Source organism: Flexivirga alba, assembly GCF_042661025.1.
Taxonomy (GTDB): domain Bacteria; phylum Actinomycetota; class Actinomycetes; order Actinomycetales; family Dermatophilaceae; genus Flexivirga; species Flexivirga alba.
Genome location: NZ_JBHSWH010000001.1, coordinates 4,382,733 through 4,404,916, shown reverse-complemented (window position 1 = coordinate 4,404,916; position 22,184 = coordinate 4,382,733). Strand labels below are relative to the sequence as shown.

The window sequence follows — 22,184 nt, the reverse complement described above, 5'->3', positions numbered from 1 at the left end:
GTCCCTCGAAAAATGACCCGCATCGCTATCGTCAACCGTGGAGAAGCGGCGATGCGACTGATCCACGCCGTTCGCGATGTCAACGCCCGGCGCGCCCTCGACGGCGCAGCCGACCCGTTGCACACGATCGCGCTCTACACCGACGTCGACAGCGGTGCCGCGTTCGTTCGTGAGGCGGATGAGGCCCACTCCATCGGCGCAGCAGCCGACCGGCCCTACCTCGACCTCGCGGTGCTCGAGGCGGCACTGGTCGACACCGGTGCCGACGCATGCTGGGTGGGCTGGGGATTCGTCGCAGAGGACCCGGCATTCGCGCAGTTGTGCGATCGGCTCGGCGTCACGTTCATCGGCCCGTCGGCGGAGGCGATGCGCCGGCTCGGCGACAAGATCGGTTCGAAACTGATCGCCGAGGAGGTGGGCGTCCCGGTTGCACCGTGGAGCCGCGGGGGAGTGGACACCCTGCAGGACGCACTCGAGGCCGCCGACCGGATCGGCTACCCGTTGATGCTCAAGGCGACGGCCGGCGGTGGCGGTCGCGGCATCCGCAAGGTCACCGGTCGCGCGGAGCTGGAGGACGCCTACCAGCGCACCCGTGACGAGGCCGAGCGGGCCTTCGGCAGCGGGGTCGTCTTCCTGGAGAAGCTCGTCACCGGGGCGCGCCACGTCGAGGTGCAGGTGATCGCCGACGGTCAGGGCACCGCCTGGGCCGTTGGTGTGCGCGACTGCTCCGTCCAACGACGCAACCAGAAGATCATCGAGGAGTCCGCCTCGCCGTTGCTGGACGAGCAGCAGATCGACGAACTCAAAGGCGCGGCAGAGCGATTGGCGCTCGCGGTCGACTACTCAGGCGCCGGCACGGTGGAGTTCCTCTATCACTCGCAGGACCGCACTTTCGCGTTCCTGGAGGTCAATACTCGCCTGCAGGTCGAGCACCCGATCACCGAGACGGTGACGGGTCTGGACCTGGTCGCCCTCCAATTGCAGATCGCAGCCGGGCAGCCGCTCACCGGCGTCCGGCCCGTCGAGCGCGGCCATGCGGTCGAGGCTCGCCTCAACGCCGAGGACCCGGACCGCGACTTCGCGCCGGCGCCCGGTCGCATCACCCGGTTGGAGTTGCCGGCCGGCCCGGGCATCCGGGTCGACACCGGTGTCAACGAGGGCGACACCATCCCCGCCGACTTCGACTCGATGATCGCCAAGATCATCGCGCACGGCTCCACCCGGGACGAGGCGCTCGCCCGGCTGCGGCGCGCCCTGGAGGAGACCACGGTCATCATTCGGGGCGGTGTCACCAACAAGAGCTTCGTGCTGGAGTTGCTCGGTCAGCCCGAGATCACCCGCGGCAAACCTGAATGGGCAGATACCGGCTGGATCGACCGGATGCGTGCGGCAGGTCGACTGGCGGACCACCCCCATGCCGGCATAGCGCTCGTCGCTGCCGCGATCGAGGGGTATGCCGAGCGGGAGGGCGCCGAGATCGCCGGGTTCCTCGACACGGCATACGGCGGCCGTCCGCAGTTGCACCACGACCCGGCCGGGACGACCGAGCTGAAGCTGCGCGGTGAGACGTTCGCTGTGGCCGTGCGTCGGGTCGGCCCGACCGACTACACCGTCGGCGTCACGAGCGGCACGACGACTCACACAGTCGCGGCCTCGATGGAGCGACTGGACGAGGTGCACAGCCGGCTGGTCGTTGACGGTGAGGCATTCCGGGTCGTCAGTGCGGCGCACGGGCCGACGCTGCTGATCGAGGTCGCGGGGGTCACACATCGGGTGAGCCGCGACGAGGGTGGTGTCATGCGGGCACCCGCGCCGGCACTGGTGGTCGCGACCCCGGTTGCGGTCGGTGACGAGGTCACCGCCGGCGAGCCGGTGCTGGTGCTGGAGTCGATGAAGATGGAGACAGTGCTGCCGGCACCCTTCAGCGGCCGTGTCCGTGAGCTGCTGGTGCGAGCCGGCACGCAGGTCGAAACCGGTTCTCCGCTGGTCCGATTGGAGCCCACTGGGGACGACGACGAGGACGAGCAGGAAGTCTCCGGCTCCGACCTCGGGCTGCCGACCGACGAGCGGGTGCGCACTCGCGAGGAGCGCGATGCGGCTGCGATGGCCACCTTGCGCTCCGCGCTGATGGGGTATGACGTCAGCCCCGACGACCGGCTGAGCACGCTGCACGCCTACCTCGACGAGCGCGACACCACGGCAGCACCCAGCGCCGACGAGTTGGCGTTGCTGGACATGTTCGCCGACTTCGCCGAGCTGAGCCGTAACCGTCCGGCTCGGGACGAGTCGCATTCCGAGCTGCGTGTGCACAGCACTCGCGAGCACTTCCAGACCTACCTGCGCACGCTGGATCTCGAACGCGGCGACCTGCCGCAGTCCTTCCGGGACCGACTGCTGCGAGTGCTGCGGCACTACGGCATCACCGAGCTGGATCGCACTCCGGCGCTCGAGGAAGCTCTCTTCCGGATCTTCCTGGCACAGCAGGAAGTCGGCGATGTCGAGATAGCCGTCCAGCTGTTGCGCAGCTGGTTGTCGGTGCCGGCGCCGAGCGACACCAGCAGCGCCCGAGCCCTGCTGGAGCGCGTGGTCCGCGCGACGCAGCGACGTTTCTCGGTCGTCGGTGACCTGACCCGGTCGGTTCGCTTCCGCTGGTTCGACCAGCCGATCGTCGACGTCGAGCGGTCCAGCATTCTGGGCGGGGTGGCCGACGAAGTGGTCGCACTGACCGACCCCGATGCGCCCGACCGGGATGCCCGGATCGCCGCGCTGACCGCCATACCCGAGCAGCTGGTCGGATTCCTGCGCGATCGGCTGTATGCCGAGCCGAGCACCATCGACAGCGACTACGAGCCACTGCTGGAGGTGCTGATCCGGCGTCACTACCTTGAATACGCGCTGCACGACCTGCAGGCCGCACACGTCGCTGGCCGCCCCACTGCCCGGGCCGAATACGTCTCCGAGACGCATGGGCCGACCAGGGTCATGACGACGGTCGGAGACATCGAACAGCTGCGCGACGCGTCGCTGCGCGAGGCGATCAACGACCAGCTGGCCACCGATCACGACAACGTGGTGGAGATCTATCTGCGGTGGGCCGACCTGCCCGAGCAGTCCGAGCACGTCCGCGACGTACTGCTCGACCTGTTGTCGCAGCAGTCGCTCGCGCAGACGCCGCGGCGCGTTTCGTTCGCGGTCTGTCCGGCCGCTCCGCGCGCCGTCGACTACTTCACCTTCCGGCCGTCGGCCGACGGCAACGGCTGGGTCGAGGACGACCTGGTCCGGGGGATGCACCCGATGGTCGGCCGGCGCCTGAACCTCTGGCGGTTGCGGGAGTTCGACGTGACGCGGCTGGAGGCGCCGGAGGACGTGCTGTTGCTCGACTGTGTCGCGCGCAGCAACCCTGCCGATCGCCGATTGGTCGCGCTCGCGCAGGTGCGGCAGCTGGCGGTCGTGCGGGACGACGACGGCGTGGTCGTGGCACTGCCGCATGCCGAGCGTGCGGTCGAGAACTGCCTGGAGGCGATCCGCAGGGTTCGTGCCTCGCACGGTGGCGGGAAGTCGCCGCTGGACGTCAACCACGTCTGGGTCACGGTCTGGCCGCCGGTCGAGGCCGACATCGAGCACTTGGCCGCCCTGCAGTCGAAGATCACCCCGCTCACCGAGGGCGCAGGCATCGAAGAAGTGCTTGCACAGGGGCGGGTCGAGGGTGACGACGGCTCGCCGAGCACGATCGCGATCCGCTTCCACGCCACTCCCGGAGCAGGTGTCTCCGCGGACGTCATCGAGCCGCCCACCACCCCGTTGGCGCCGCTGGACGACTATGCCGCCAAGGTGCTGCGTGCTCGCCGTCGCGGGATGGTCTACCCCTACGAGCTCGAGCCGACGCTCGCCGGGTCCGGGTCGTTCGTCGAGTACGACTACGACGACAACGGCACGCTGGCGCCGGTCGATCGGCCCCGCGGCCAGAACACCGCCGGGATCATCGTCGGTGTCGTCAGCACGCCGACCGAGCTCTACCCCGAGGGCGTCACCCGAGTGGTGTTGGCCGGTGACCCGATCAAGTCGCTCGGAGCGTTGTCGGAGGCCGAGTGCAGCCGGGTGGTGTCGGCGATCGACCTCGCCGAGCGGATGAGCGTTCCCGTGGAGTGGTTCGCGGTGTCCGCCGGTGCCCGGGTCTCGATGACCAGCGGCACCGAGAACATGGACTGGGTCGCGGTCGCGCTGAAACGGATCGTGGAGTTCACCCAGGACGGCGGCGAGATCAACATCGTCGTCGCGGGCATCAACGTCGGTGCGCAGCCCTATTGGAACGCCGAAGCGACGATGCTGATGCACACCAAGGGAATCCTGATCATGACGCCGGACAGCGCGATGGTGCTGACCGGCAAGCAGACCCTCGACTTCGCCGGCAGTGTGTCGGCCGAGGACAACCACGGCATCGGCGGTTACGACCGGGTGATGGGCCCCAACGGCCAGGCTCAGTACTGGGTGCCCGACCTTGCAGGTGCGCTCATGGTGCTGATGCAGCATTACGACCACACCTACGTCGTGCCCGGCGAGCCCGGGCCGCGGCGTGCGTCGACGGCTGATCCCGTCGACCGCGACATCTCCGACAGCCCGCACGACGGTGACTTCGGATGCGTCGGTGACATCTTCTCCAAGGAGCTCAACCCGGACCGCAAGCGCGCGTTCGACATACGCAGCGTGATGCGTGCGGTGGCCGACCAGGATCACCCGATGCTCGAGCGCTGGGCGAGTATGGCGGACGCAGAGACCGCTGTCACGGTCGACACCCGCATTGGCGGCTACCCCGTCTCCTTGATCGGGATCGAGTCCAAACCCGTTGCACGGCAAGGGTTCCCGCCCACCGATGGTCCGGACACCTACACGGCCGGCACGCTGTTCCCGCGATCGTCCAAGAAGGTTGCACGGGCGATCAACGCCGCGTCGGGCAACCGTCCGATCGTGGTGCTGGCCAACCTGTCCGGGTTCGACGGGTCACCGGAGTCGATGCGCAACCTGCAGCTGGAATATGGCGCCGAGATCGGTCGGGCGATCGTCAACTTCCGCGGCCCGATCGTCTTCTGCGTGATCTCCCGCTATCACGGTGGCGCCTTCGTCGTGTTCTCCAAGCGGCTCAACCCGCAGATGACCGTGCTGGCCATCGACGGGTCCTTCGCGTCGGTTCTTGGTGGTGCGCCCGCGGCTGCGGTCGTCTTCGCCTCGGAAGTGGCCAAGCGGGCGGCAGCGGACCCGGCACTCGCCGAGTTGCAGCAACGATTCGACAGCACCGACGTGACCGAACGTGCAGGACTGCGAGTCGAACTCGACGAGCTGCAGGCCAATCTCCGTGCGGCCAAGATCGCCGAAGTGGCCGCAGAATTCGACAGCGTGCACAGCATTCATCGCGCCGTCGAGGTCGGCTCGGTCGACGAAGTCATCGCCGCCTCGGAGTTGCGCCCGAAGATCGTCGCAGCGTTGGGGCGCGGCCTGAAGCAGTGAGTCAGCGGCGGGCCAAGTACTCCCGGCCGGTCTGTGCCTCGATCTGCACACCGCCGGAAAACGCTGGGGCGGAGGCAGTTTCGACCTTCTTGCCGACCAGCGGGATCCGTGCGCGCAGCTCGCCCAGGACGTGCATCTTCGTGGTGTCACCCTGGGGTGTCAGCTGGATCTGGCCGGCGAAGTTGACGGGCAGGCCGCCGAGTGAGACGTCGATGTCTGCGGTTCGTGAGCCGTCCTCACCGGGCTGGCCCCAGCGCTGAATCTCGATGATCTTCAGCGTCTTTCCGACGATGCGGGCCACGTTCTCCGGCAGGCCCTCGGTGGCCATCTCGCGATGGGTCTCGATCACCTGCACCGCCGCGTCGTCCTTGATCGAGACCGACTGACTCAGGGCGCCCGTCGCGCTGCACTTGGCCTGCTGGAACGCCGGATCGAGCAGCATCTCGAACACCTGATCGGCCGGGGCGTCGTAGGTCCACGTCTCCTCGATTTTCATAGGCGCAGCGTAATAGGAACTCGCCCGTCACTCGCGCAGCGTGGTCGCTGCTGCGAGACGCGCCGCGTGTTCCGCCCGCACGACCCGTCCGAGGATCTGGTCGGCGCCGCCAACAGCCCCGTCGGCGAGTCGACGGGACTCGGCGCGCAGCGTGTCCGCAAGCTCCCGCAGTGCACTCGACAGGCGGGTGAGCGCAGCGGCGATCTCGTTGCCCTGCAGGCTGATCGACTCATCGGGACAACTTGTCGCGACACGAGTCACGGAGTGGGCGATGCGGTGCAACTCGCTGGCGGCGGCCTCGAGACTTGCGGGATCGGCAGGGATGCTGCCGGCATACACGCGGTCGGCCAACCGCCGGCTCGCGTGCGCGGGACCGTCGGCCGGCGGCTCCACCAGGACCGGATCGGGCAGACCGTCGGACGGCGCTTCCCGATGTTGTATGTCGGCCAGCGCGTCGTGCCACCGCAGCAGCGCCTCAGCGGACCGCTCGACCGCCTCGGCGATGGCGTCAGCTGTTTCGAACTCGGCCGGATCGGTCTGGATACTCAGCAACCGCGGCACCAGCAATGCCACGCCTCGGGTCCGGTCGCTGGTCTGCATCCTCGGCAGACTAACGCCGCGCGAGCCGTTCTGCGAAAGACCGCCCACAGGCTGGCTCCGACCCCGTGTCCCGGGTGTGTTCTTCGCCACGCTCGGGTCTACTGTGAGCCGTGTGGGGCGACAACGACGTCGTCCCCGAAACGTCGCGACGAGGGCCGAAGAACATCTATGTCCGTGGACAGTAATTCCCGTTCAGAAATCTTGCGTGAATGCGCTTCGGAGCAGCAGGGGAGACCCCGCCGTGGCTGCTCGAGCGCTATTACCGCCACGTAGCCGACGAGGACATCGTCGGCTACGGCCCGGATCGGTTGCTCGGGACGCTGCAGTCCCACCAGCAGCTCGCCGCCGACCGCGCCCCGGGCACCACGAAGGTGCGCATGTCGCATCCGACCGTCGAGACCGACGGGTGGTCCTGCCCCTTCGCGATCATGCAGATCGTCACCGACGACATGCCGTTCCTGGTCGACTCGGTGATCGCCGAGCTGTCCCGCCACGACCGCAGCGTCCACGCGCTGATCCACCCGCAGTTGTGGGTGCAGCGTGATGCCGCCGGCCACCTGCAGCAGATCTACGACGCCGACTCGATGCCCGAGACGGGTGCCGACGCGCTCGCTCCGGTGAGTGAATCGTGGATGCACGTCGAGATCGACCTCGGCGCAGACGACGACGCCGACCGTCAGCTCGTCGCCGACGTCCAGCGGGTGCTCGGGGACGTACGCGTCGCCGTCGACGACTGGGACAAGATGCACGCGGAGTGCGAGAAGGTCATCGCGGACCTCGACGGCTCCCGCCCGGAACCCGTCCCGGCCCGGGCCGTGGAGCAGGCGCAGGGCTTCCTGCGCTGGCTGGCCGACAACCACTTCACCTTCCTCGGCTACCGCGAATACACCCTCGACACCGTCGACGGTGAGGACGTGCTGCGGACCGCACCCGGCTCGGGTCTCGGCATCCTGCGCTTCGACAAGCCGTCGTCGCAGTCGTTCGGCCGGCTCAGCCCCCGCGGCCGGGCCATCGCCCGCACACCGCAGTTGCTGACCATCACCAAAGCCAACTCGCGGGCGACCGTCCACCGGCCCTCGTTCCTGGACTACATCGGCATCCGCACGTTCGACTCGCAGGGCAACGTGATCGGTGAGAAGCGGTTCCTCGGTCTGTTCACCTCGAGTGCCTACACCGAGTCGGTCCGCCGCGTCCCCGTCGTGCGCGAGCGGGTCGCCAAAGTCCTTGCCCGGACAGGGTTTACGCCGGACAGCCACTCGGGCAAGGACCTGCTCGAGGTGCTGGAGACCTACCCGCGCGACGAGCTCTTCCAGACTTCCAGCAAGGAGCTCTACGAGATCTCGACGACCGTGCTGCGGCTGCAGGAGCGTCGCCAGTCGCAGATGTTCCGCCGGGTGGACGAGTTCGGCCGGTTCGTCTCGGTGCTGGTCTACCTGCCGCGCGACCGCTACAACACCGGCGTCCGGCTGCGCATCGAACGCGTCCTGCGCGATGCGTATGACGCCGAGGCCGTCGACTACACCACGCGCATCGCCGACTCGCCGCTTGCCCGGATCCACTTCGTGGTCCGCCTGCGCCCCGGAGCCGAGGTACCCGAGGTCGACGAGGACAAGATGCACGAGCAGTTGCTGGAGAGCAGCCGCACCTGGGGTGAGCGCTTGGGCGCGGTCGCCCACCAGGAAGACGGCGAAGACGCCGCTGCGCGCGTGATGAGCCTCTACTCCCGAGCGTTCCCCGAGGCCTACAAGGAGGACTTCACCCCTCGTCAGGGCGTCGCCGACCTGCGCCGCATCGAGGCGCTGACGTCCGACGACGACACGCTGCTGACGCTCTACCGCGACCCGAATGCGGACCCTCGTGAGCGCCGGTTCAAGCTCTTCCGCCGCAACCCGGTCGTGCTGACCGATGTGCTGCCGGTCTTCACCAACCTCGGTGTCAAGGTGACCGACGAGCGTCCCTACTCGATGAAGCGGGCCGACGGCGTCGTCGTGCACGTCTACGACTTCGGCCTGCGCGCCGAAGGCGAGGCCGACTGGGGCACCGATGACGCGTCGACCGCGGAGGTCCGCGACCGCTTCCAGACCGCCTTCAGCGACGCCTGGGAGGGCCACGCGGAGAGCGATGGCCTCGGTGCGCTCGTGCTGCACGCCGGACTCACCTCGCGCCAGGTGATGGTGCTGCGTGCGATCAGCAAATACCTGCGGCAGATCGGTTTCACCTTCAGCCAGAGCTACGTCGAGCAGGCACTACGGGCCAATGCCGACCTCGCACGCGACCTGACCGATCTGTTCGCGGCACGGTTCGACCCGCAGCGGCCGGACGCGGCACGTGACGACGCCGAGGCGCAGATCGTGCAGCGCGTCGAGTCCGCGCTCGACGAGGTCAGCAGCCTCGACCATGACCGGATCATCCGCACCATGATGGGTGTCATCCATGCGACGCTGCGCACCAACGCCTACCAGCGAGACGAGCACGGCCTGCCCAGTCCGGTGCTGAGCATGAAGATCGATTGCGCGTCGGTCCCCGGGCTGCCCAGCCCGAAGCCGAAGTTCGAGATCTGGGTCTATGGCCCTCGCGTCGAAGGCGTGCACCTGCGCTTCGGCATGGTCGCCCGAGGCGGCCTGCGGTGGAGCGACCGCCCGGAGGACTTCCGCACCGAGATCCTCGGCCTGGTCAAGGCCCAGATGGTCAAGAACGCCGTCATCGTGCCCACCGGGTCCAAGGGCGGGTTCGTCGCCAAGCGGCTGCCGGATCCCAGCGACCGGGAGGCCTGGCTGGCGGAAGGCATTGCGTCATACAAGCTGTTCATCTCGGGGTTGCTGGACGTGACCGACAACCTCGTGTCGGGTGACGTGGTCCCACCGAAGGATGTCGTGCGCCACGACGCCGACGACACCTACCTGGTGGTCGCGGCCGACAAGGGCACCGCGAGCTTCAGCGACATCGCCAACGGCGTCGCGCAGTCCTACGGCTACTGGCTGGACGACGCGTTCGCCTCCGGTGGTTCGGCCGGCTACGACCACAAGGCGATGGGCATCACCGCCCGCGGGGCGTGGGAGTCGGTCAAGCGACACTTCCGCGAGATGGGCACCGACACCCAGACGCAGGAGTTCACGGTCGTCGGCGTCGGCGACATGAGCGGTGACGTCTTCGGCAACGGCATGCTGCTGTCCGAGCACATCCGGCTGATCGCCGCGTTCGACCACCGGCACATCTTCCTGGACCCCGAGCCGGCCGCCGCGAGCTCGTATGCCGAGCGTCGTCGGCTCTTCGAGCTGCCGCGATCGTCGTGGGGTGACTACGACACCTCGCTGATCTCGCAGGGCGGCGGAGTCTACCCGCGCAGCGCGAAGTCGATCCCGATCACCCCGCAGGTGCGCAGCGCCCTGGGGCTGGCCGACGACGTCACCAAGCTGGCGCCCAACGAGCTGATGCGTGCGGTGCTGTTGGCGCCGGTCGACCTGTTCTGGAACGGCGGCATCGGCACCTACATCAAGGCGTCCACCGAGACGGCTGCCGACATCGGCGATCGCGCCAACGACCAGATCCGGGTCAGTGGCAACGAGATGCGGGTCAAGGTGATCGGCGAGGGCGGCAACCTCGGTGCCAGCCAGCTCGGCCGGATCGAGGCCGCCCTGCACGGGGTGCGCGTCAACACCGACGCGATCGACAACTCCGCCGGGGTCGACACCTCCGACCACGAGGTCAACATCAAGATCCTGGTCACCGACCTGATGCGCAACGGCCGCTTCGACCTGGAGCAGCGCAACACGCTGCTGCACTCGATGACCGACGAGATCGCGGTGCAGGTGTTGCGGGACAACTACGAGCAGAACGTCCTGCTGGGCAACGCTCGCGCTCAGAAACACGCGATGCTGCCGGTGCACCAGCGCCTCATCCATTGGCTGGAAGACCGCGGGGAGCTGAACCGCGAGCTGGAATTCCTGCCCAGTGATGCGCAGATCGCGACGCGTTCCAGCTCCGAGGACGGCCTGACCTCACCGGAGTTCTCGGTCCTGGTCGCCTACTCGAAGCTGGCGCTGAAGACCGACCTGGCGCACTCCGAGCTGACGGCCGACCCGTGGTTCGAGGAGCGGCTGGCGGCATACTTCCCGAAGCCCATCCGCGACCAGTACACCGCGGAGTTGGCAGGACACCCGCTGCGCCGCGAGATCGTCATCAACCAGGTCGTCAACTCGATGATCAACCGGGGCGGCATCACGTTCGCCTTCCGGGTGGCCGAGGAGACCGGCGCCGGGCCTGAGCAGATTTCGCGTGCCTTCGTGATCGCCCGTGAGGTCTTCGGGCTGACCGAGTTCGTGACCCAGGTGGAGGCGCTGGACAACAACGTCCCGACCGATGCCCAGACCACGCTCTACCTCGAGTTCCGCCGCCTGTTGGACCGGGCGACCCGCTGGCTGGTGCACAGCCGGCCGGCCCGGCTCGACCTCGCGGGCGAGATCGAGCGCTTCGGACCGGTCATGCGCGAGCTGACCCCGAAGCTGCCGGAGATGCTGCAGGGCTCGGAGCACGAGCGCTGGCGGCAACGCCGTGAGGAGATGAGCGAGGGCGGCGTGCCTGCGCAGCTTGCCGGCTGGGCCGCCGCGTTGCTGGACTCCTACTCACTGCTGGACATCACCGAGCAGGCGATCAGCACCGACACTCCGGTCGCCGACGTCGCAGCCGTCTACTTCATGCTGTCCGAGCGGCTGGGCATCGACCGCATCCTGCAGGCCGTCTCGCGGTTGCCGCGCGACGACCGCTGGGACGCACTGGCGCGTGGTGCCGTCCGTGACGACCTGTATACCGTGCTCGACTCGTTCACGGCAGCGGTCATCGCGGACACTCCGGCCACTGAGTCCGCGGACCAGCGGCTGACCCGCTGGGCCGACGAGAACTCCGAGTCGATCAACCGTGCGCAGCAGGCGCTAGTCGGTGTCGCGGAGCTCGACGAGGCAGGGCTGGCGCCGTTGTCGGTGGCGCTGCGCACGCTGCGTTCGGTGGTCCGGTCCGGCTCGGCCAGGTAGACCCACATTAGGCTCAGCACGTGCCCTCGATGAACGACGTGCTGAGCGAGCACACCGACCTGGATCAGTCCGCCTGGGACTGGCTGCACCTGCTGGTCAGTGACTGGCAGTTGCTCGCCGACCTGTCCTTCGCGGACCTGATCCTGTGGGTGCCGACCCGAGACCGCAGTTGGGTCGCCGCAGCACATGTCCGCCCCACCACAGGCGTCGGTGTGTTCGTCAACGACGTCGTGGGCAGCCGCATCGACCACACCCGTCAGCGAACCGTCGCCCAGGCGTATGCCGGTCCGCAGATCATCCGGTCCCACTCCACGATGTGGCGCGATGACGTGCCGGTCCGCGAGGAGGCCATCCCGGTCGTCCAACGCCGCACGGCAGTCGCTGTGCTGACGCGTCATACCAACCTGGCCTCGATGCGCACGCCGAGCAGGCTGGAGGTCACGTACCTGGCCACCGCCGACGCGCTGTCCCGGATGATCGCCGCGGGCGAGTTCCCCAACGCCGCGGCCTCGTCGGCGACCAGGCGGGGCGCGCCGCGGGTGGGCGACGGAGTGCTGCGCCTGGATGCCGAGGGCAACGTCACCTACGCCAGCCCGAATGCCGTTTCGGCGCTGCACCGGCTCGGGCACGACGAGCAGTTGGTCGGTGTCCGACTGGCGTCGGCTCTCGGGCAAGTCCTGCCCGAGCGTGGGCCGGTCGATGAAGAGCTGATGATGGTGCTGACCGGCCGCGTGCCGTGGAGCACCGAGATCGAGTCGCGCAGTGCCTACGTCAGCGCCCGGTCGATCCCGTTGTCCGAGGGCGGGCACCGTACCGGTGCGGTCTTGCTGGTCCGTGACGTGAGTGAAGTACGTCGCCGAGAGCGCGAGCTGCTCAGCAAGGACGCGACGATCCGGGAGATCCATCACCGGGTGAAGAACAACCTGCAGACCGTCGCCGCGGTGCTCCGCCTGCAGGCCCGCCGGCTCGAGGACCCCGAGGCGCGTGCCGCACTCGCCGGAGCGGTGCGGCGCGTCGGCACCATCGCGACCGTGCACGAGACACTCAGCGGCGGCTGGGACGACACGACGCCGTTCGACGAGATCGCGACCGGAGCGCTGCGATCAGCGGTCGAGATCAGCAACCGGTCGCAGGAGCGGGTGAGCGCCACGCTGACCGGCACGTTCGGCTCGCTGCACGCCGAGGACGCGACGGCGGTCGCGATGATCGTCGCCGAACTGGTGCAGAACGCCATCGAGCACGGCTTCGCCACGCACGGGGGACAGGTGAGGCTGGATGCCGAGCGCACGACCAGCGCGGATGGCGAGGACGTGCTGCAGGTGACCGTCTCCGACGACGGCGCCGGTCTGCCCGACGGCTTCGACCCGTCACGGTCCGGGCTCGGCATCCAGATCGTCCGGTCGTTCGTGCAAGACCTGCGCGGGGAGATCAGCTGGTCACGAGTGGAACCGCACGGGACGCAGGTTCGGTTCGCGGCGCGGTTGCGGGACGAGAGTTAGTGCTTCATCCGGCTCGGCGGGCGCGGGCGTTGCGACGCTTCAGGGCGCGGCGCTCGTCCTCGGACAAGCCACCCCAGACGCCGGCGTCCTGGCCGGACTCGAGCGCCCACTTCAGGCAGGTGTCGATGACCTCGCAGCGACGGCACACCTGTTTGGCGTCCTCGATCTGCTGCAAGGCGGGTCCCGTGTTGCCGATGGGGAAGAACAGCTCCGGGTCCTCGTCCAGGCATGCAGCGCGATCGCGCCAATCCATGTGGTTCCGCTCCTTGTTCCAGCCGCACGTGCCGGATGCCCATGCGTCAATGATTCGATCAGGGTGTTGAGTGTTCGGTGGTTCGCGACCGGGGGTCACCCGTGTGCGAACGCTCGATGACGGATCCTGACCCTGCCGGTGTTTACGATGCGGCAACGCCTGTGCGCCATACGTTGTTCCCAACTTTCACAGATACGAACAACTTTCCACAAGCGCTTTGACCAAGAATTTCCCTTTCGAAGGTGAGTTCTCGGTCACACCGGTGCCGAACCGGAGGGGTCGGCGGTGCCGCGTGGTGACGGGCGTCATACCGTGCATGCCGTGACGATGCCCCGCCCCACCTGGCGAATCCCCGCTGTGCTGCTTGCCGTGCAAACCCTGGTGCTGGTGGTGCTCGCCGTCGTGTTGCTGGTCGAGTCAGTCGCCGGCGCCACCGACAGCGGTGCCCGCGCGGCGACGGAGGGTGCGACGGTCCTCGTGCTCGCTGCCTGCTGTGGGCTGCTGGCCTGGGGCTTCTGGCGCGAGCGCAGCCTCGCGCGCACCCCGTCGCTGCTCTGGAACGTACTGGCGGTGATCGTCGGGTTCACCGTCGCGACCTCCGGTGCCCCCGTCATCGGGGTGCTGGTGATCGTGGCCGGCGTGCTGACGTTCGTCGCGACGCTGCGCGTGCCGACCTACGACCTGGACGACGGCGAGTAGCAGCGCCTTCGGCTCACATCCGGGCGGCGAGCAACTGCAGGATCAGCGGCATGACCTGCTGCTGCATCACCTGGCCGGAGTCGAAGCCGTCCACGTCGAGCGAGTAGAAGCCGTCGAAGGTGAGTTTCAGTTGCATCGCGGTACGACCGTTGCCGACTACCGTGCTGTAGGTCGGTGATCCGCCGTCGCCGGGCTCGATGCTCAGCCGCTGGGTCCTGAAGGACCCGTCCTTGTAGTAGGTATGTGCCGACTGCGGCTTGCCTCCGGCGTCGGTATAGACCGTCCGATCGCTGGACCGCTTGCTGTCGTACGCCGTCAGCACCGAGTCCTCGGTGCCCACCGACGTGATGCTCAGGGTGATGGTGTTCTGGGTGTGGCTGTCGGAGTTGGAGTCGCCCTTCAGGGACGGGGTGATGACCAACTTGGTCGGGCCGTCCGGAGTGAAGCCGATCTTGGTGGCATCGGGGAAGATGCCGATCAGTTCTTTGATTGACAGCAGCCGCCCCGCGACCGGCCAGTCCGACTGCGCGACGCCGCCGTCGGTGATCGGTGGGTCGTAGACGGGGAGCTTGGTGTCGAAGGCGAGCTTGCGGCCGTCCTTGTTGGCGACGACGACACCGGGGAGTCCCACTGACCGGGCTTGTCGGTCTTGTACGGCTCGTGCGGCTTCGGCCCGTCCGTGGTGCTCGTCGCTGACGAGGCGCCACTGCCGCTGCCACCGCACCCGGTGAGCACGGACACGGCGACGACGCCGGCGGTCAGGAGGGCGAGGCGTTTCATGCGGTTGCCTTTGCGGTGGTGGTGAGCTTGGCCCCCAGCAACTGGACCAGGGAGGGCACGACGGCCGTGCGATAGGCGCGTCGGGACTTCAGGTAGTCGGAGTTCAGGGTGGTGAAACCGATGCCGCTGAACCAGATCTCGCCGGCGACGTCACCGTGCTGCACCAGCACCTTGGTCGTGGTGCCGTCGGTGTATGCCGCCGACGTGCCGAACGACTTGTTGGGGTAAAAGGTATAGAGCCCAGGGCGTTTCGCCGATCGGGCGCGCGCCTGTGCGAGGTCCTTGGTCCACTGCTTGCCGACCTGTTGCGGCAGTCCGAAGCCGCGGATGTTGACCATCAGCTTGCTGCGGTCGTCGTTGGACTCGCCCGAGATCTGCAGGTTCAAAGTGCAGGTGGTGGGCTTCGTGGTCGACCCGCCGCCCGGCAGGTCGCCGGTGTGGCACGCCGCAGCAGTGACACCGGTCAGACCCCGCATGACCTGCTGCAGCTCGGCCCGAGTGAAGAGGTCGGTCGCCGACGGCCAGGTGTCGTCCATCGGCTTCTTGCCAGTCGGGTCCACCCGCACGTTGAAGTGCCCGGACGGAGTGATCGCTTTCGCCTCGGGCGGCGTTGCCCCCTCCGGCGCCGCCGGGGACTGTATGGCGTCACGGACGGCTTGGGTTTGGTCGAGGGCGACGACGCGCGCGATGTGCTTGCGCTGGGCTTGGCGGGGCTGGTGTTCCCCGCGGCATACGCCGTGTATGCCGGGACGGTCACCGCGACGGCGACGGCCAGCCCTGTGGCGAGGGCAGTTGGTTTCTTCATGCGTACTTTCTCGGCATCCGGTCGGCAAGATCCTTGGCGAGCACCGGGAAGACCCCGGTGAGCATGGTGTTGCGGGAGTCGTTCAGCGAATTGAAACCGTTGAAGGTCAAGTTGATCCACGCCGCCAGGTTGCCGTCCGACACCAGCACCGAAGACAGGTTGTTGTCGAGGTAGTAGCTGCCCTTGGCGCTGAACGAGCCGCTGGTGAAGAAGCGCTCACCGGACTTGCGGGACGAGAAGTCCGTGTTGCGCTCGGAGGTCCACGGCTCGCTGACCTTCTCGTCGGCGCCGATGGTGACGATCGAGACGACGATCTCATTGGTGTAGCCGCCGCCACCCTTGAGCGCCACCGACCAGGTGCAGGAGGCGTTCTTGTCCGTGGACGAGGGACCGTTGACACCCTTGACGCACTTGCCGAGCGTGACCGAGGTCGCTTCGGGGATCGCGCCCCTGAGTTGCTCGGAGGTGAGCACGCTGTCGGCGCTCGGCCACTGCGACGACGGGACGTTGGGGTCGTCCGCCTTGGCCAGGGTGAACGACCACGGGGCGCCGCCGGAGACGACCTTGCGGCCAGAACTCGCCGCGGGCAGCTTCGCTGCGATCAGGCCATCCTGGGTGGAGCCCTCGGTCCACGGTGGGGCCGATTTCGTGCCGCTGCTCCCGCCGCCGCCGCACCCGGCCAGTAGACCCACTGCGACAACCACGGAGGTTCCGACGTACGCCGCGCGTGCCCTGGCCATGAAATGCACTCCCCTTTTGGTCGGCTCAGTGGATCGGCTGTCGATCACCTCACGGTGACGCTCATTATGACCCGAGCGGCCGCCGATGGGTTCCAACACCCGTGAGCTACACCGGAGATCAGCTGATCTCCAGCAGTACGTCGCCACCCTCGACGAGCGACTGGTCGGGTATGGCGAGCCGGCGCACCGTCCCGGCCAACGGAGTGGTCAGGGCGGCCTCGAGCTTCATGGCCTCGAGGACCGCGACCACGTCGCCGGTCGCCACCTGGTCGCCGACCGCGACTGCGAAGGTCACGGCCCCGCCGAAGGGCGCGGTGATGCCACCGAGGGTGGTGGTGTCGGGCCGACCGCTGATGCGTGCGACGGCCAGCGGCCGAGGGACGGCATGCAACGAACGGGCCATGGCCCGACCTTGGGGTCGGGCCATGGCCCGTTCGAGAACTTGCTCGTCCAGGATCAGCCGACGTGAACGGCGGCCTCCTCGGTGGCGAGCTGGGTGTGCTTGATGTTCAGCAGGGTGATGACCAGCACGGTGCCGATCAGCAGCATCCCCGCGGCGAACCAGAAGGCGTGGGTCGACCCGTAGGTCTGCGCCTGCAGCGCCGCTTGGTGCGTTGCGTCAGCGATCTGACCCTTCGTCGGGGTCTGACCGGCGGCCGTGGCCTTCTCCATCGCTGCCTGACCGGCCGCGGCCAGGTCATTGCCCTTCTGCGTCGCGTAGTGCGTGAACACTGTTGTCAACGCTGCAATTCCGACAGCTCCTCCGATTTGCTGTGCGGTATTGAGCGCCGACGCGGCGGCACCCGAGTCGTCCTTGCTGACCCCGGCGGTGGCGGTCAGGGTCAGCGGAATGAACAGGAACCCCATGCCGAAGCCCATGACCGTGACCCACGGCAGAAGGTGCGATGCGTAGCCACTGCTCGTCGACAACTGGGTGAATCCCCACATTGCGGCGGTCGTCATGACTCCACCGAAGCCGGCCAGCCAGCGGGGGTCGACCCGCCCGGCCAGGTTCGACGCGATGCCCGCGGCTGCCACGATCCCGACGCTGAACGGCAGGAACGAGAACCCGGACTTGACCGGCGAGTAGCCCAGCACCTGCTGGACGAACAGGCCGAGGAAGAAGAACATCGAGAACATCCCGGCACCGATCAGCAGCATCGAGAAGAGCGACACTGCGCGGGTGCGGTCGGTGAGGATGCGCATCGGCAGCAGCGGGTGCTTCACCCGACTCTCCACGAGAACGAAGATCGCGAGGACGACCAACCCGCCGATCAGCGGGAAGAGGGTCTCGAAATCTCCCCACGAGGAGCCCTGCTGGCCGGCGTGGGACAGGCCGTAGACGATGCCGAGGAGACCCACGGTGCCGGTCACGGCGCCCCAGACGTCGAGCGTCCCATCACTGCCCTCGGACTCGATCAGCACCCGCGGTGCGAGAGCTGCGACGGCGAGACCGATCGGGACGTTGATGAAGAACGTCCAGCGCCAGTCTGCTTCGGTGAGCAGCCCACCGAGGATGAGACCGACCGCTGCGCCCGCACCGGACATTGCCGCGTAGACGGCCATGGCCCGGTTGCGCTCCTTCCCCGCGGGGAAAGTGGTGTTGATCAGGGCGAGTGCGGCAGGTGACGCCAGCGCTGCGCCGGCGCCTTGCAGGGCGCGAGCGGCCAGGAGGAGCGGCCCGGTCGGTGCGATACCGCCGATCAGTGAGGCGATCGCGAAGACCGTCACACCCAGGATGAACATGCGGCGGCGGCCGAAGAGATCGCCCAGGCGTCCGCCGAGCAGCAACAGGCTGCCGAAGGACAAAGCGTATGCCGTGACGACCCACTGCACGCTCGACTGCGTGAAGTTCAGGTCGGTCAAGATGTGCGGTGTGGCGATGTTCACGATCGTGCCGTCCAGCACGATCATCAACTGCGCCATGGCGATGACGATGAGCGCCACGGTGAGGTTTGTCTTCCTCGGTGTGGCCTTCTCCTCGGACACCACGTCGACGATTGCGGTCATCGGGTGTTCCTTCCACTGATTGGTGCCCGACGGTGATTAGGCACAGGGGTATTCGGCCGGCGACCGAGCACGGTCGTCGGATGGTATGAGGGCAGATGGTGCCGTTCCGCCGCGCTGCGACGGGTGAGTGACTACCTGAAAAGGAAAGCGGGTCTAGCGGACTACTGCTGTCCGCTGTCCCTCACGCTGGCCCGGCAAGCGGGGAGCATGACCTGCTCGATGGTTGAAGTGATGAAGGGTTCGTCCGGACATTCGCCCGTGGTCATCACCCGATAGGCGATGGCCGACGGCAGGATGCCGGCAAGTTGGTCGACGTCGGCATGGGCGCCGACCTCGCCTCGCTGCTGTGCGCGAAGGACGACCTCACGCAGCTGCGCCATACGCGGCTTCATGAAGCGTTCGTTGAAAACCGAAGTCAGCTCGGCGTCGCGATGGATCGCAGAGACGACGGCGCCGAAGAGCAGCGTCGACTTCTCGTTGAATTCCTGGTCGTCGCAGAAATGGAAGGTGAGGTCGCCGACCAGGCTGCCGGTGTCGGGCAGGCCGTGCGGGTCCTCGCCGCCCTGTGCCTTGAGATGCTCCAGCGCACTGACCACCAGATCGGCCTTGGTCGGCCATTTCCGGTAGAGAGTCGCCTTGCTGGCGCGCACCTTCGCGGCCACTGCGTCGAAGGTCATCCGGTCGTAGCCGACCTCGATGAGCGTCGCGATGACGCCCTCCAGGATCTCCGCCTCGCGGTCACCTTCGACACGTGGCTTGCTGCCGACTTCGGTGGTGGTCGCTGAGACGTTCATCGCGGTAGGTCCTTCCTTGGGGAGTAGGTCATCGAGTACCAGTCTTCCTGATCTTCGATGAAACGAAACTGTTTCGTTCCATGTCAAGGTAAACCCCTCCACTCGTGGATGCAAGTCATCTGTGGCGATATGGCTGTGATGTGGGTCGCATCGGTTGTCTATGGAGGGCTGGGGGTCCGTCGGCCGCGGCGAGGAGTAGGTTGCTGGACGCAACCTGACAGCGCGGTCTTGGAGGAAGTAGTGGCGCGTGCACGCGGCGAGATCGTCGGCTGGGCAAAGCACCGAACGGCGGTCGAAGACCTGCAACGTCAGTTGGCAGCGATGCCTGCGGCCGCGCCCGTTCGGCTGGCCAAGAAGACGTCGAACCTCTTCCGCCCTCGTGAGGCGAATCCTGTTCCAGGACTTGATGTTTCGCGCTTGAACGGCGTCGTTGAGGTGGATCCTCGCGCAGGTACGGCGGACGTGCAGGGTATGACGACCTACGAGGACCTGGTCGATGCGACGTTGCGTTACGGACTGATGCCGTATGTCGTGCCGCAGCTGCGCACGATCACGCTCGGCGGCGCGGTCACCGGTCTCGGGATCGAGTCGTCGTCATTCCGCAACGGACTGCCGCACGAGTCGGTACTCGAGATGGATGTGCTGACCGGTGCCGGCGAGATCGTCACGGCCACCGATGACAACGAGCATGCCGATCTCTTCCGGTCGTTCCCCAATTCCTACGGCTCGCTCGGCTACTCGGTGCGGCTGAAGATCAGGCTGGAGCGGGTGGCGCCATACGTCCATCTACGGCACGTGCGCTTCGACGCGATCAGCGAGCTGATCGACACGCTCCGGCAGATCCTGAAGGAACGCAGCTACAACGGCGAGGACGTGGAATTCGTTGACGGAGTAGTGTTTTCGCGCGCCGAGTCCTACCTCGTGCTGGGAAGCTGGGCAAGTTCTGCGCCATACACCTCCGACTACACGGGCCAGCAGATCTTCTACCGCTCCATCCAGCAACGCGGCGAGGACTATCTGAGTGCGTTGGACTACTTGTGGCGGTGGGACACCGACTGGTTCTGGTGCAACCGTGCGCTCGGACTGCAGAACCCGAAGCTCCGCCGGCTGGTGCCGCGGCGTTATCTGCGCAGCGACGTCTACAGCAAGGTCATCCGCTGGGAGAACAACCACGGCTACTTCGCCAAGCTGGACGCCAAGAAGGGCAAGCTGCCACGGGAGCGCGTGGTGCAGGACGTCGAGGTCTCTCTCGACCGCACCGAAGAGTTCCTCGACTGGTTCCTCGACAACGTTCCGATCGAGCCGATCTGGTTGTGCCCGTTGGCTGTTCGCGATCACGAGCACGGGAACCAACCGTGGCCGCTCTATCCGCTGAAGCGGGGGAGCAGTACGTCAACGTCGGCTTCTGGTCGACCGTCGAGATCGCTCCGGGGCGGGCGGACGGTGACGTCAACAAGGACATCGAGCGCGTCATCCACGAGATGGGTGGTCACAAGTCGCTCTACAGCGATGTCTATTACGACGAAGAGACCTTCTGGAATCTTTACGGTGGAGAGACACTCAAGGCAGTGAAGAGCAAGTACGACCCGGACGGGCGGCTGCCCGACCTCTACACGAAGGCGGTGAAGCGGCGGTGACTCTTGGCATCGGCGAAATTTCCGACCGGATCTTCGGCACCGATGTGCCATTCGCGGTCAGGGCCTACGACGGCTCCCGCGGCGGAAATCCGGACGCAGTGGTGACGATCGACATCTCCAACGAGAGGGCACTGCGCTATCTCGTCACGGCTCCCGGCGAGCTGGGGCTGGCCCGCGCCTACATCATGGGTGACCTGCTGGTCGAAGGCATCGACCCGGGCGATCCCTATGAATTCCTCTCGCTCTTCCTGGATGGCTTCGCGGTCAAGAGGCCGTCGGCCGCTGAGTTGGTCGACATCACCCGATCGTTGGGATTGAAGAGTTTTCGGATGCCGGCCCTGCCGTCGCAAGAAGCGGTGCCGCAGTGGCGGCGCACGGTGGAGGGTTTGCGTCACTCCCGCAAGCGGGACGCAGAAGCGATCCACCACCACTACGACGTCAGTAACGAGTTCTACGAGTTGGTGCTCGGCCCGACGATGGCCTACACCTGCGCGTGCTACCCGGACGCAGGAGCGACCTTGGAGCAGGCGCAGGAGCACAAGTTCGACCTGGTCTGCAAGAAGCTCGGCCTGCGGCCGGGCATGCGGCTGCTCGACATCGGCTGTGGCTGGGGCGGCATGGTCAAGCACGCGGTCACGAACTACGGCGTGACGGCGCTCGGTGTGACGCTTTCCGCCGAGCAGGCGTCCTGGGCGCAGCAGAGCCTCAAGGTGCACGGTCTCGATGACCGCGCCGAGGTGCGGCACGGCGACTACCGCGACATCACCGAGACGGGCTTCGACGCCGTTAGCTCGATCGGGCTCACCGAGCACATCGGCGTCAAGAACTACCCCAGCTACTTCAAGTTCAACTATGACAAGCTCAAGGTCGGTGGTCGGATGCTCAACCACAGCATCACCCGGCCCGACAACAAGGCGCCGGCGCTGACCCGCGGCGGCTTCATCAACCGGTACGTCTTCCCCGATGGCGAGATCACGGGCGTCGGCACCATCATCTCGGCGATGGAGGACGAGGGTTTCGAGGTCCGGCACAGCGAGGACCTGCGCGAGCACTACGCCCGCACGACCCGCGAGTGGTGCAAGAACCTCTCCGCGAACTGGGACGAGTGCGTGCGCGACGCCGGTGCGCAGACCTCCCGGGTGTGGGGCCTCTACCTGGCCGGATCGTCCATCGGCTTCGAGCGCAACCACATCCAGCTGCATCAGGCGCTCGGCGAAAAGATCGCGCCCGACGGGAAGGCGGCATACCCGCTGCGCCCCGACTTCGGCGTCTGAGCCACGGGGAATCGGTTCGCGTTCGCCGGCGTTGGACCCTATGCTTCGACGCACAACTGAACAGTGGT

Annotated in this window: 15 protein-coding genes; 6 read left to right on the top strand and 9 right to left on the bottom strand. The window is 67.2% G+C overall.

The genetic code is table 11. The features are described 5' to 3' along the window. Window positions 1–12 precede the first annotated feature (12 nt). Window positions 13–5,502 (top strand): ATP-binding protein, encoded by a 5,490-nt coding sequence (locus ACFQDH_RS21955; RefSeq protein ID WP_382404484.1) that lies wholly within the window; start codon window positions 13–15, stop codon window positions 5,500–5,502. Between the two features lies 1 nt (window position 5,503). On the opposite strand, the gene ACFQDH_RS21950 is transcribed toward ACFQDH_RS21955, so the two are convergent. Further along, window positions 5,504–5,998 carry a DUF2505 domain-containing protein gene (locus ACFQDH_RS21950; RefSeq protein WP_382404483.1) on the bottom strand — a complete coding sequence of 165 codons (495 nt, stop codon included), beginning with the start codon at window positions 5,996–5,998 and terminating at the stop codon, window positions 5,504–5,506. Between the two features lie 27 nt (window positions 5,999–6,025). Next, window positions 6,026–6,598: a hypothetical protein gene (locus tag ACFQDH_RS21945; RefSeq protein ID WP_382404481.1), complete on the bottom strand. Its 573-nt coding sequence runs from the start codon at window positions 6,596–6,598 to the stop codon at window positions 6,026–6,028. A gap of 209 nt (window positions 6,599–6,807) precedes the next feature. On the opposite strand from ACFQDH_RS21945, the gene ACFQDH_RS21940 reads away from it, so the two are divergent. Together ACFQDH_RS21940 and ACFQDH_RS21935 are read left to right on the top strand one after the other, a co-directional pair. Beyond that, the gene (locus ACFQDH_RS21940) at window positions 6,808–11,625 is read left to right on the top strand and encodes an NAD-glutamate dehydrogenase (protein ID WP_382404480.1); all 4,818 of its coding nucleotides are present in this window, start codon (window positions 6,808–6,810) and stop codon (window positions 11,623–11,625) included. A gap of 29 nt (window positions 11,626–11,654) precedes the next feature. Then, on the top strand, window positions 11,655–13,124 hold the full coding sequence (locus ACFQDH_RS21935) for a sensor histidine kinase (RefSeq protein WP_382404931.1): 1,470 nt from the start codon (window positions 11,655–11,657) through the stop codon (window positions 13,122–13,124). A 4-nt stretch (window positions 13,125–13,128) separates the two neighbouring features. Here ACFQDH_RS21935 and ACFQDH_RS21930 read toward each other — a convergent pair whose 3' ends face one another. Next, on the bottom strand, window positions 13,129–13,377 hold the full coding sequence (locus tag ACFQDH_RS21930; protein ID WP_123270792.1) for a WhiB family transcriptional regulator: 249 nt from the start codon (window positions 13,375–13,377) through the stop codon (window positions 13,129–13,131). A gap of 321 nt (window positions 13,378–13,698) precedes the next feature. Between ACFQDH_RS21930 and ACFQDH_RS21925 the strand changes: the two genes are divergently transcribed. Next, window positions 13,699–14,076, top strand: a complete 378-nt coding sequence (locus tag ACFQDH_RS21925) for a hypothetical protein (protein ID WP_382404479.1) — start codon at window positions 13,699–13,701, stop codon at window positions 14,074–14,076. Window positions 14,077–14,089: 13 nt separating this feature from the next. Here the strand turns inward: ACFQDH_RS21925 and ACFQDH_RS21920 are convergent, their stop codons facing one another. The 6 genes from ACFQDH_RS21920 to ACFQDH_RS21895 form a co-directional block, all read right to left on the bottom strand. Next, the gene (locus ACFQDH_RS21920) at window positions 14,090–14,707 is read right to left on the bottom strand and encodes a hypothetical protein (protein ID WP_382404478.1); all 618 of its coding nucleotides are present in this window, start codon (window positions 14,705–14,707) and stop codon (window positions 14,090–14,092) included. A gap of 145 nt (window positions 14,708–14,852) precedes the next feature. After that, on the bottom strand, window positions 14,853–15,416 hold the full coding sequence (locus ACFQDH_RS21915) for a hypothetical protein (protein WP_382404477.1): 564 nt from the start codon (window positions 15,414–15,416) through the stop codon (window positions 14,853–14,855). Window positions 15,417–15,657: 241 nt separating this feature from the next. After that, window positions 15,658–16,401 (bottom strand): hypothetical protein, encoded by a 744-nt coding sequence (locus ACFQDH_RS21910; RefSeq protein WP_382404476.1) that lies wholly within the window; start codon window positions 16,399–16,401, stop codon window positions 15,658–15,660. A 118-nt stretch (window positions 16,402–16,519) separates the two neighbouring features. Beyond that, on the bottom strand, window positions 16,520–16,804 hold the full coding sequence (locus ACFQDH_RS21905) for a biotin/lipoyl-containing protein (RefSeq protein ID WP_382404475.1): 285 nt from the start codon (window positions 16,802–16,804) through the stop codon (window positions 16,520–16,522). Window positions 16,805–16,857: 53 nt separating this feature from the next. After that, window positions 16,858–18,411 carry a DHA2 family efflux MFS transporter permease subunit gene (locus ACFQDH_RS21900; RefSeq protein WP_382404474.1) on the bottom strand — a complete coding sequence of 518 codons (1,554 nt, stop codon included), beginning with the start codon at window positions 18,409–18,411 and terminating at the stop codon, window positions 16,858–16,860. Window positions 18,412–18,572: 161 nt separating this feature from the next. Next, window positions 18,573–19,205 (bottom strand): TetR/AcrR family transcriptional regulator, encoded by a 633-nt coding sequence (locus ACFQDH_RS21895; RefSeq protein ID WP_382404473.1) that lies wholly within the window; start codon window positions 19,203–19,205, stop codon window positions 18,573–18,575. A 240-nt stretch (window positions 19,206–19,445) separates the two neighbouring features. Here ACFQDH_RS21895 and ACFQDH_RS21890 point away from each other — a divergent pair, with 240 nt between their 5' ends. Together ACFQDH_RS21890 and ACFQDH_RS21885 are read left to right on the top strand one after the other, a co-directional pair. Beyond that, complete coding sequence (locus ACFQDH_RS21890; protein ID WP_382404472.1) at window positions 19,446–20,777, top strand: FAD-binding oxidoreductase; 1,332 nt, start codon at window positions 19,446–19,448, stop codon at window positions 20,775–20,777. A 61-nt stretch (window positions 20,778–20,838) separates the two neighbouring features. Further along, window positions 20,839–22,116, top strand: coding sequence for a class I SAM-dependent methyltransferase (locus ACFQDH_RS21885; RefSeq protein ID WP_382404471.1), 1,278 nt, complete (start codon window positions 20,839–20,841; stop codon window positions 22,114–22,116). The last annotated feature ends 68 nt before the right edge of the window (window positions 22,117–22,184 follow it).